At 66.7% G+C, this 2603-nt stretch carries 4 protein-coding genes and 1 pseudogene; 4 read left to right on the plus strand and 1 reads right to left on the minus strand.

The window, feature by feature from the left end; genetic code table 11:
* The first annotated feature begins 72 nt into the window (after positions 1-72).
* The 4 genes from ACFWPJ_RS30055 to ACFWPJ_RS30070 all read left to right on the plus strand — a co-directional run bounded on the left by ACFWPJ_RS30055 (position 73) and on the right by ACFWPJ_RS30070 (position 2220).
* Positions 73-462, plus strand: a complete 390-nt coding sequence (locus ACFWPJ_RS30055; protein ID WP_378856481.1) for a VOC family protein — start codon at positions 73-75, stop codon at positions 460-462.
* Between the two features lie 366 nt (positions 463-828).
* Entirely contained in the window at positions 829-978 is a 150-nt protein-coding gene (locus ACFWPJ_RS30060; RefSeq protein ID WP_378856475.1) for a hypothetical protein, read from the plus strand.
* Positions 979-1095: 117 nt separating this feature from the next.
* A complete protein-coding gene (locus ACFWPJ_RS30065; RefSeq protein ID WP_378856477.1) occupies positions 1096-1470 on the plus strand; it encodes a hypothetical protein in 375 nt (124 codons plus the stop codon).
* A gap of 102 nt (positions 1471-1572) precedes the next feature.
* Complete coding sequence (locus tag ACFWPJ_RS30070; protein WP_378856479.1) at positions 1573-2220, plus strand: TetR/AcrR family transcriptional regulator; 648 nt, start codon at positions 1573-1575, stop codon at positions 2218-2220.
* 9 nt (positions 2221-2229) lie between these two features.
* On the opposite strand, the pseudogene ACFWPJ_RS30075 reads toward ACFWPJ_RS30070, so the two are convergent.
* Positions 2230-2603, minus strand: a pseudogene (locus tag ACFWPJ_RS30075) (hypothetical protein); the annotation flags it as partial.

Below are 2603 nucleotides of genomic sequence, written 5' to 3' on the forward strand. Positions count from 1 at the left end.
CAGGCCAGCGGCGGCCAGTTCACGATCACCCCGCACGCGGCGGCGACCACCAGCGCGCGTACTGTCGCTGGCATGGCCTGCCGGATCACCGACTTCGTCATCGACTGTGCCGACCCGCGACTGCTGGCGGACTTCTGGTGTGAAGTCCTCGGCTACGTCGAAATCGACCAGGAGGACGGCTATGTGGAGATCGGCCCGCCCGGGACAGGATCGGGCGGACCGCAACCGACCCTGGTGTTCGGCCCCAGTGCCGAGCCGAAACGGGAGAAGCTGCGGCTGCACCTGGATGTGAGTCCCACCGACCGCGATCAGGACGCGGAGTTGCAGCGGCTGCTCGACGCGGGTGCGCGCAAGATCGATATCGGACAGACCGGCGCCGAAACGTGGCACGTGCTGGCCGACCCGGAGGGCAACGAGTTCTGCCTGCTACGGCGCCGGGTCGAGGCAGTGCAGAGCAACTAACCGAAGGTTACTCAGCGCTGACGCCAGCTCAGCGGGCCGGGAAGGTCGACGCTGTTCTTCCTGGTGCGCGAGTTCCAGGTCCACGGACCGATCTTGATGCTCCACGAGGACAGTCCCGGACTGGGTGAAATTGAGCTTCAGCGGGCCGAAGGACTTGCGCTGACGAAATCTGATGGGCATGAGGAGCCTTCCTGAATCGCCCCCAGGATAACCGATCGGGTTGAGCCCCATGGCTTTCACCGAGCAGGACCTGATCGCAATCAGATGGCAAAACAACTGTCCGTGCGAATTGCGTTTGCCCACTGGTCATCCGGGCATGCCATAGCCATGACCTACTCACGTAGTCGGACTCCGAGTACGACGAGCATGGATCTGCCCAGCATCGCTCTTGTGCTGGCCACCTGCGTGTTCTTCCTTTTCGGACTGGCCGTCCTCACCGAATCCCTCCTGCTGGCCGCCGCCGGAAGTCTCGGCCTCGCGGCGGCCATGGTCATCACGACCCGGGTAACGACCTGAGGCAGGCGAACCGGCACCCGGTCTGTTTAGAACCTGGATTCCGCGGTACCGCCACCATGTGGCCACTCTCCGACGGCCACCATCGATGGTCATGCCGGTAGCAAAAAGGAGAACGCCGTGGTATCTCGGGACATCGTCGCTCAACAGCGACAGGACATCACCACCGCCGGCGACGCCGGCGACCAAGAGACGGTTCGACGATTGCGCCGCGAACTGGCGGAGGCCATGGAAGACACCGGCGCCCCCGGGTCGGGCGGCCACGTCACCGAAGCCACCCTGCGCCGATTGCTCGACGACGACGCGCCCGACGCACGCCTGGTCCTCTCGGAAGGCCACGTCGGTATCCGATCCGGTCCCGGCGACGACGACGGCGGTCTGCTCGTCATCTCGCGCGCCGACCTCCGCGAGCGCGTCGGCGACGCGCCCGAGGGACGCGTACTCGTCGAGCAGGCGGCGGTGCTCGACACCGATATCGGTCTCCTCGGCGCGTAACCGACAGCCAATCCATACCTTCAGGTAGGTCTGACCGTACTATGGTGTACGGCCAACTGCCCGCTCCCCGGTCACAGCTCGGCCGGACGATAGGCTGGCGCGGTGCCGACACGGAAGGCGACCATGACCGAAGGTGCCAGCAACCCGCGACCGACCGCGCCGGTGTCCAAGCGCAAGGCCGCGGCGGCCGGACGCGCTGCCCGTAGGCTCGGCGTCGAGGACTGGACCACCGCGGCACTCACTGTGCTCCTACGCGACGGCGTCGCCGCGATCACTATCGCCAAGCTGTGCGACGAACTCGGGGTGACCAAGGGCAGCTTCTACTGGCATTTCGACGGCATCGATCAACTCCTGGAAACCACCGCGCAGTTCTGGTGCGCCGATCAGAACGACGCGGCCCGCGGCTTCCAGGGCCTCGACGAGCTCCCCCCGCGGGAACGCCTGGCCCGCATGGGCGAGTTGCTCACCGCGGAGCGGGTATGGCAGGTCGAACTCGCGGTCCGGGACTGGGCCCGCGCGAACGCCAAGGTCGCCGAGGCCGTGAAGGCACTGGATCAGCGGATCTTCCAGGCACTGTCCGACACCCTCGTCGACATGGGGTTCTCCGCGGAACAAGCGGAGATGCGGGCCGGCCTGATGTGCTTCGCCGGGATCGGCTTCGTCCACGGGAACCAGAACCTCCCCGTGCCGACCGAAGATCAGCGCCGCGAGTTCTTCCGCTTCATCACCAGCAAGGAAACGCCGAACTGACCCACCGGTTCACGTCAGCGCGACCAGTTCGTGCAGGGTCGAGCCGGTCCGTCGCTGGGTGCCCGCCTCGGTGCGCACGGTCAGATCGAAGGTCGACTCGAACCGGAAATAGCCCGGATGCCCGACCAGCCGCTGCACCAGCGGCTTGATCAGGCTGGACCGCACCACGGGAAGATCGTCGAGCAGGTCGTGGGCATGGATGACCCGCACCACGTCCAGGCGCAGTTCGAGCCGCTCCGGCACGTGCAGCTCGACCCACTCGGGGTAGGTCCGCCCCGCGGTGGTGTCGAAGCGCGCGGGCCCCTCGGTGAGCCTGGTCTCGCCGGTGGACAGCACGATCTCGTCGCGGTGCGCGAGCATCAGCGGGCTGATATCGTGCCCGC

Source organism: Nocardia sp. NPDC058497, from assembly GCF_042720195.1.
In the GTDB taxonomy this organism is placed as follows: Bacteria; Actinomycetota; Actinomycetes; order Mycobacteriales; family Mycobacteriaceae; genus Nocardia.